The organism is Nocardia mexicana NBRC 108244 (assembly GCF_001613165.1).
GTDB lineage: Bacteria > Actinomycetota > Actinomycetes > Mycobacteriales > Mycobacteriaceae > Nocardia > Nocardia mexicana.
The window spans coordinates 55,310-62,840 of the sequence record NZ_BDBV01000049.1; the positions used below are offsets into that span (position 1 = coordinate 55,310).

Here is a 7,531-nt window from a genome sequence, read left to right on the forward strand (position 1 = left end):
GTCCACGCGATCGGAGGCCGGATGTGACCGAATCACCCTCGCATGTGGTCGTCGTCGGTGCCTCCGCGGGAGGGATCACGGCACTGCGCGATCTCGTCGCCGGGCTGCCCCTCGAGTTGCCCGCCGCGGTGCTGGTCGTGCTGCACCTGCCGCCCGGAGGCACCAGCGTCCTGGCCTCGATTCTGGGGCGGGCGGGGCCGTTGCCGGTATCGGTCGCCGCGGACGGGATGCCGTTGGAGGCCGGAACCATCTACACCGCGGTTCCCGATCGTCATCTGCTCGTCGACGACGGCCGCATCCGATTGTCGCGCGGTCCGACCGAGAACCGGCACCGGCCGGGTGTCGACGTGCTGTTCCGTTCGGCGGCCATCGAGTGGGGGCAGCGCGCCGCCGGTGTGGTGCTGTCGGGCGCTCTCGATGACGGGACGACCGGTCTGGCCCTGATCAAGGCGCGGGGCGGGTTGGCTGTCGTACAGGACCCCGACGAGGCCGACTATCGGAGTATGCCCGAGAGCGCGTCGGCCGCGACACCGGTCGACCATGTGCTTCCCGCGGGCAAGATCGGCCTCGCATTGCACGCGGAAATGCGGAACCCGGCGCCGGTGTCACCGTCGCCCGTCTCCGACTCCGACCGGCTGGAAGCGCGCATCGACGCCGGAGAACAGCGGGGGCCCGAGGAGGTGCCGAACATGATGCCACCGTCCGGGCTGGCGTGTCCCGACTGTGGTGGCGCGTTGTTCACGGCCGATTCCGGACGATATCGATGCCGGGTCGGTCATGTCTGGACGGGACGTGCCCTGCTGGAAGAACAAGACCTGGAGATACAGCGGTCATTGTGGACCGCCTATCGAGCGCTGGAGGAGAAGCAGCAACTCGCCGAGCGAATGCGTGCCCACGCCGGGCGCAGCGGACAGCCGCGCGTCGCCCAGCGGTACGCGAAGCTGGGCGAGGAGCAGGGCCGCGCCGCCGAGGTGCTGCGCCGCCTGCTGTTCGATCCCGAGGGGTTTCCGAAGGACGACGACAGGCTGCCGGAGGGCTAGGCCGAGGCCTGGGCCCGGATGCTCTCGGCCAGTTGCGACGGCATCGGTTCGTGGCGGGTGTAGCTGCGGGAGAACTGGGCGCCGCCGTGCGCCAGGGAGCGCAGATCTATTGCGTAGCGGCTCAATTCGAGTTCGGGGACCTCGGCGCGGATCACGGTGCGGCCCGCGGTGGTCGGCTCGGTGCCGAGCACGCGGCCGCGGCGGCCGGACAGATCGCTGAGCACGGCCCCGACATAGTCGTCGGACACCGTCACCCGGACCTCGGCGATCGGCTCCAGCAGGCTGATGCGGGCGGTCGCCGCGGCCTCGCGCAGTGCCAGCGCACCGGCGGTCTGGAAGGCGGCGTCGGAGGAATCGACCGAGTGCGCCTTGCCGTCGAACAGCGTCACCCGCACATCCACCAGCGGATATCCGGCGGCCACCCCGCGCGCGGCCTGCGCCCGCACACCCTTCTCCACCGACGGAATGAACTGTCGCGGAACGACTCCGCCCACCACCTTGTCGACGTATTCGATGCCCGAGCCCTCCGGCAGCGGCGCCACCTCGATCTCGCAGATGGCGTACTGGCCGTGGCCGCCGGACTGCTTCACGTGCCGCCCGCGCCCGGATGCGGTGGTGGCGAACGTCTCTCGCAGCGCGACCCGGTGGTCGACCGTATCGACCTGCACCCCGAACCGGGACCGCAGCCGCTCCAGGGCGACATCGCGGTGCGCCTCGCCGAGGCACCACAGCACCAGCTGATGGGTCTGGCCGTTCTGCTCGAGCCGCACCGTCGGATCCTCGGCGACCAGCCGCGCCAGGCTCTGCGACAGCTTGTCCTCGTCGGCCTTGCCGTGCGCCCGAATCGCCACGGGCAGTAGCGGTTCCGGGATCGGCCACGGTTCGATCAGCAGCGGCGCGTCCTTCGCCGACACGGTGTCCCCGGTCTCCGCGTGGCCGAGCTTGCTGACGCAGGCGATATCTCCGGCGATGGCCTGGCCCAGCGGCCGCTGCTGCTTGCCGAACGGCACCGACACCGCGCCCACCCGCTCGTCGACGTCGTGGTTGCGCTCCTCGACCGGGCCGTGGCCGCAGACGTGCACCGTCTCGTCCGCGCGCAGCGTCCCGGAGAACACCCGCACCAGCGACAGCCGCCCGACGTAGGGATCCGACGCGGTGCGGATCACCTCCGCCGCCAGGGGGCCGTCCGGATCGCAGGACAGCGGGGCGGGGCGCGCGCCGTCGAGCCCCGACGCCGACACCGGATGCTCTGCGGGAGTGGGGAATCCGCGCGTGATGAGGTCCAGGATCTCCACCATGCCCAGGCCCTCGCGCGCGCCCTCGGGGGGCGGCGCCGCGATCAGGACCGGGTGGAAGGTGCCGCGCGCGACGGCCCGCTCCAGGTCGGTGACCAGCGTCGTCAGGTCGATCGCCTCGCCCGCCAGGTACCGCTCCATGAGGGTCTCGTCCTCGCTCTCGGCGATGATGCCCTCGATGAGTCGACCGCGCGCCTGATCGATCAGCGCGGACTGGTCGGCGGTGGTCTCGGCCTGGATGTGCTCGCCCTTCGAATAGTCGAAGACGTGCTCGGTGAGCAGATCGATCAGGCCAGTGACGGGGCGATGGCCGTCGGCGCCCTTCGGGCCGTACACCGGAAGATGCAGCGGCAGCATGCTTTCCGCTGCACCGCCGCCGAGCAGCTCGCGGCAGGTCTCGGTCATCTCGTCGAAATCGGCGCGGGCGGCGTCCAGGTGGGTGATCACCAGCGCGCGCGGCATGCCGACGCTCGCGCATTCCTCCCACAGGGCCAGCGTCTGCCCGCTCACGCCCGCCGCGCCCGCGGCCGCCGAGATCACGAAAAGGGCCGCGTCCGCGGCGCGCAGACCGGCCCTCAGCTCCCCGACGAAATCGGCGTACCCCGGTGTGTCCAGGAGGTTTATCTTGATGCCCTCCCAGCCGACCGGCACCACCGACAGCTGCACCGACCGGTGTTGTCGCTGTTCTATGTCGTCGTAGTCGGAGACGCAGGTGCCGTCCTCCACGCGACCGGCCCGGGTGAGCGCGCCGGTGGCCATCGCGAGGGCCTCCACCAGCGTCGTCTTACCCGAACCGCTCTGGCCGACCAGCACCACATTGCGGATGGCGTCGGGACGCTCCGCCGTGATGGTCGTACCGTTGGCGCCTGCCGATGTACTCGCTCTGTCGGCCATGTGTCCTCGCTCCCGGAGTCGACACGTGCGGTTCACTCGAGCTTCCCACCGGGGACCACGGCCTGTCAGCAATTCGAAAGATCCCGGACACGCCGCACGCGGCCCGCGGGAGACGGGCGATCAGGAACCGAAGCGGGCCAGGACCGAGGTGGCTTCCTGGGCGGCGGTGCTCTCGTCGCCGAGGTGGGCCATCTGCGGGGGGAGCTCGCGGCCGTGGCGCTTCATGGCCTGGGCGTAGAGCCTGCCGGCGCGGTAGGAGGAGCGGACCAGCGGACCGGCCATCACGCCCGCGAAGCCGATTTCCGTTGCGACGTCGGAATGTTCGACGAACTCCTGCGGCTTCACCCAGCGGTCCACCGGGTGGTGGCGCGGGGAGGGGCGCAGGTACTGGGTGATGGTGAGGATGTCGCAGCCCGCCTCGTGCAGGTCGCGCATCGCCTGCGTGACCTCCTCCGGGGTCTCGCCCATGCCGAGGATGAGGTTGGACTTGGTGATCAGGCCGGCCTCGCGGGCGGCCGTGATGACGCTCAGCGACCGCTCGTAGGTGAAGGCGGGGCGGATCCGCTTGAACACGCTCGGCACCGTCTCCACGTTGTGCGCCAGCACCTCGGGGCGCGAGGAGAACACCTCGGCCAGCGCGTCGGGCTTGGCGTTGAAGTCGGGGATGAGCAGCTCCACGCCGGTGTGCGGGGAGACCCGCTTGATGGCGCGCACGGTCTCGGCGTACAGCCAGGCGCCGCCGTCGGGGAGGTCGTCGCGGGCGACGCCGGTGATGGTCGAGTAGCGCAGGCCCATCTGCTGCACGCTCTCGGCCACGCGGCGCGGCTCGTCGCGATCGAGCGGCTGCGGCTTACCGGTGTCGATCAGGCAGAAATCGCAGCGGCGGGTGCACTGCTCGCCGCCGATGAGGAATGTGGCCTCGCGGTCTTCCCAGCATTCGAAGATGTTCGGACAGCCCGCCTCCTCGCAGACCGTATGCAGCCCTTCGCGTTTCACCAGGCCCTTGAGCTCGGAATACTCCGGGCCCATGGTGGCGCGGGTGCGGATCCACGAGGGTTTGCGCTCGATCGGCGTCTCCGCGTTGCGTGCCTCGATGCGAAGCAGCTTGCGGCCGTTGGGCGCTGCGGCCGTGTGGGCCGAGCCTTGCGATGTCGGGGTGTCGACGGAGGTCACTGAACCGATGCTACGCCGTGATCAAATGGCTTTGGTGGGTGCTCTACCCCGGGTGCCGGTGGGTGTGACGTGGGCTACATCGTGTGCGGAGACCGGCAGCCTGCCGTCGAGGGCGGCGATGATCGCGTCGGCGACCAGGCCCCGTACCCCGGCGACGGAGACCTCGCGATCGAGCTCGCAGCTCAGCGTTGTCACGCCCGCATCGCTGATGCCGCAGGGCACTATCGACGCGAAACCGTCCAGGGCCGAGTTGCAGTTGAGGGCGACGCCGTGCAGGGCGACGCCGCGCTGCACCCGCACGCCGATCGCCGCGACCTTCCGTTCCGGTCGCGTGGCGTCGGCCGCCACCCACACGCCGGAACGGCCCTCCACCCGGCCGCACGCGACGCCGAGGCCGGTGCACACGGTGATCAGGGCCTGTTCCAGGCGGCGGACGTAGTCGACGACGTCGACCGGTTCGGCGAGCCGCACGATCGGATAGCCGACCAGTTGCCCGGGACCGTGCCAGGTGATCTTGCCGCTGCGGTCGACCTGTATCACCGGGCTGCCGTCGATCGGCAGATCGGCGGGTTCGGTGCGGCGCCCGGCGGTGAACACGGAGGGATGTTCCAGCAGGAGCAGCCGGTCGCTGCCGTGGCCGTCGGCGCGCTCCTCGGCGATGCCGCGCTGCAATTCCCAGGCATGGTGGTAGTCGATGAGGCCGAGCTGCTCGACGACGACGGGGGTGTGGTCGTATCGCGCGGACTCGGCCGGTTTACGGGAGGCCGGGAGGATCGGCAGGGCCGAGGTGTCGGTCAGGGGTTCCGGGGTCGATGCCGATGTGCTCGACGGCTCGCCGGATAAAGAAGGGTCGCCGGCAGGGTCGCTGCGCTCACTCACGGTCAGCGAGGTTACGCCATAGTTACCGCTGTGCGCGGGCGGGCAGGGTGAGCTGCATCAATGTCAGATCCATCCAGCGGCCGAACTTGTGGCCGACCTCCGGCAGCTCGCCGACGATCCGGAACCCGAACTTCTCGTGCAGCTTGATGGAGGTGGTGTTGGCGGACTCGATCGCCGCGATCATCGCGTGCACGGTCCCGGCTCCGGCGGCGCGGTCCAGCAGCTCGGTCAGCAACGCGGTGGCCACCCCGCGGCGGTGGAAGCGGTCGGCGACGTACACCGAGTTCTCCACGGTGAGCCGGTAGCCGGACTTCGGCCGCCACTGCGCGTAACTCGCGTATCCCGCGACCTCCCCGTCGATCTCGGCGACCAGGACGGGGTATCCGGCGGCGCGGCGGTCCCGCAGCCACGCCCGCCGCTCCTCGATCCCGACCGGCTCGGTGTCCCAGATGGCGGTGGTCTCGGCGATGGCGTCGTTGTGGATCACGAGGATCTCCGGGAGGTCGGCCTCCCGTGCGTCCCGGATCACCACACCCGGCGCGTTCATGCGGAACAGTCCATGGTCACGTGTCGCGGCGTCCCACCGCGGCGTCGAGGGCCTGGCCGATCGTGTTGTGCTGGAACGTATATCCCGCGGACTCGAGGACCGTGGGGATGGCGCGGGGGCCGTGCAGGATTGCCTCCTGGGCGAATTCGCCGATCAGGAGGCGTAATGCGAAGGCGGGCACCACGAACGGTGCGGGGCGGTGCACGGCGCGGCCGAGGGCGCGGTTGAACTCGGCGTTGGTCACCGGGGCGGGCCCGGCCAGGTTCACCGGGCCCGATACGGCGTCGTGGGTGAGGGCGTAGACGATGCCGCCGATCTCGTCGTCCAGCGAGATCCAGGGCATGTACTGGCGGCCGTTGCCCAATCGGCCGCCCAGGGCCAGCGAATACAGAGGCTGCAGCATGCTCAGCATGCCGCCGTGCCGCGCCAGCACGACGGCACTGCGCAGCAGCACCACCCGCGCGCCCGCCTCGGCCGCCGGATGCGTCGCCCCCTCCCAGTCCCGGCACAGCGTGCCCAGGAAACCCGTTCCGGCAGGGGCGGATTCGGTGATCACCCGGTCGCCGGTGTCGCCGCCGTAGAAGTGCACGCCGCTGGCGTTGAGCAGCGTGGGCACCCCGGCGGCGGCGACCGCCTCGGCGAGCACGTCGGTGGGCGTGATCCGGCTGTCGCGCAGCTCCTGCTTGTAGCTGCCGTTCCAGCGGCGGGATCCGAGCCCGGCACCGCAGAGGTTGACCACCGCGTCCGCGCCGCGCAGCGCACGGTCCGGGACCTGGGCGCGTGCCGGATCCCAGGAGTACTCGTCGCGGCCGGCGGCGGGACGGCGCACCAGGCGTGCCACCTCGTGCCCGTCGCGCCGCAGGGCCGCCACGAGCGCCGTCCCGATCAGTCCGGACGAGCCGGCGATCACAACCTTCATGCCGAGAACTCTTTTACAGACCCAGGTCCGCCTCGAACGCGGCTTCCTCCAACCGGTGCTTGATGGTGGTGAGGAAGCGGCCCGCGTCGGCGCCGTCGATGAGCCGGTGGTCGTAGGTCAGCGGCAGGAAGCACACCGAACGGATGCCGATGAACTCGTTGCCGTTGTCCGCGATCACCATGGGCCGCTTGACGATCGCGCCCGTGCCCAGCATCGCCGACTGCGGCGGTACCAGGATCGGGGTGTCGAACAGCGCGCCCTGGCTGCCGATATTGGTGATGGTGAAGGTGCCTCCGGCCAGCTCGTCCGGCTTCAGTCCGCCGGTGCGGGCGCGACCGGCGATATCGGCGATAGCGCGGGCCAGGCCCGCCAGCGAGAGGTCGCTGGCGTTGTGGATGACCGGGGAGAGCAGACCCTGATCGGTGTCCACCGCGATGCCCAGGTGCACCGCCGAGTGGTAGGTGATCTCCTTGGTCTCCTCGTTGTACGAGGCGTTCACGTTCGGGTGCACGCCCAGGGCCTCGACCGCGGCTTTGGCGAAGAACGGGAGGAACGTCAGGTTGACGCCCTCGCGCTCCTTGAACGCGTCCTTGGTCTTGCCGCGCAGTGCCGCGATCTTGGTGACGTCGACCTCGTGGGTCTGGGTCAGCTGCGCGGTGGTCTGCAGCGATTCGCGGGTCTTGGCCGCGGTGATCTGCCGGATGCGGCTGGCCTTCTGCACGGTGCCGCGCAGCGCTTGCAGCTGCGGGCGCACACCCGCCGGCGCGGCGGAGGGCGCGGGGGC

7 protein-coding genes are annotated in these 7,531 nt (G+C 70.5%); 1 reads left to right on the top strand and 6 read right to left on the bottom strand.

Going from position 1 to position 7,531, the window contains the following annotated elements; all coding sequences use genetic code 11:
• The first annotated feature begins 23 nt into the window (after window positions 1-23).
• Window positions 24-1,040 (top strand): chemotaxis protein CheB, encoded by a 1,017-nt coding sequence (locus NM1_RS19985; protein WP_068021741.1) that lies wholly within the window; start codon window positions 24-26, stop codon window positions 1,038-1,040.
• Here the strand turns inward: NM1_RS19985 and NM1_RS19990 are convergent.
• The 6 genes from NM1_RS19990 to sucB form a co-directional block, all read right to left on the bottom strand.
• A complete protein-coding gene (locus NM1_RS19990) occupies window positions 1,037-3,229 on the bottom strand; it encodes an elongation factor G-like protein EF-G2 (RefSeq protein ID WP_068021743.1) in 2,193 nt (730 codons plus the stop codon). The genes NM1_RS19985 and NM1_RS19990 overlap by 4 nt on opposite strands.
• A gap of 120 nt (window positions 3,230-3,349) precedes the next feature.
• Window positions 3,350-4,402: a lipoyl synthase gene (lipA, locus tag NM1_RS19995; RefSeq protein ID WP_068021746.1), complete on the bottom strand. Its 1,053-nt coding sequence runs from the start codon at window positions 4,400-4,402 to the stop codon at window positions 3,350-3,352.
• Between the two features lie 21 nt (window positions 4,403-4,423).
• Entirely contained in the window at window positions 4,424-5,176 is a 753-nt protein-coding gene (gene lipB, locus NM1_RS20000; protein WP_084519815.1) for a lipoyl(octanoyl) transferase LipB, read from the bottom strand.
• Window positions 5,177-5,303: 127 nt separating this feature from the next.
• Complete coding sequence (locus tag NM1_RS20005; protein ID WP_174556894.1) at window positions 5,304-5,828, bottom strand: GNAT family N-acetyltransferase; 525 nt, start codon at window positions 5,826-5,828, stop codon at window positions 5,304-5,306.
• 16 nt (window positions 5,829-5,844) lie between these two features.
• The gene (locus NM1_RS20010; RefSeq protein ID WP_068021748.1) at window positions 5,845-6,747 is read right to left on the bottom strand and encodes a TIGR01777 family oxidoreductase; all 903 of its coding nucleotides are present in this window, start codon (window positions 6,745-6,747) and stop codon (window positions 5,845-5,847) included.
• A gap of 13 nt (window positions 6,748-6,760) precedes the next feature.
• On the bottom strand, window positions 6,761-7,531 hold a 771-nt coding region (sucB, locus tag NM1_RS20015), incomplete at its 5' end, for a 2-oxoglutarate dehydrogenase, E2 component, dihydrolipoamide succinyltransferase (RefSeq protein ID WP_068021770.1).

What these genes read in the sequence shown, in the direction of transcription:
- NM1_RS20005 (WP_174556894.1), bottom strand. Translation starts at nt 5,828, where the DNA reads ATGAACGCGCCGGGTGTGGTGATCCGGGACGCACGGGAGGCCGACCTC.
- NM1_RS19990 (WP_068021743.1), bottom strand. Translation starts at nt 3,229, where the DNA reads ATGGCCGACAGAGCGAGTACATCGGCAGGCGCCAACGGTACGACCATC.
- NM1_RS20010 (WP_068021748.1), bottom strand. Translation starts at nt 6,747, where the DNA reads ATGAAGGTTGTGATCGCCGGCTCGTCCGGACTGATCGGGACGGCGCTC.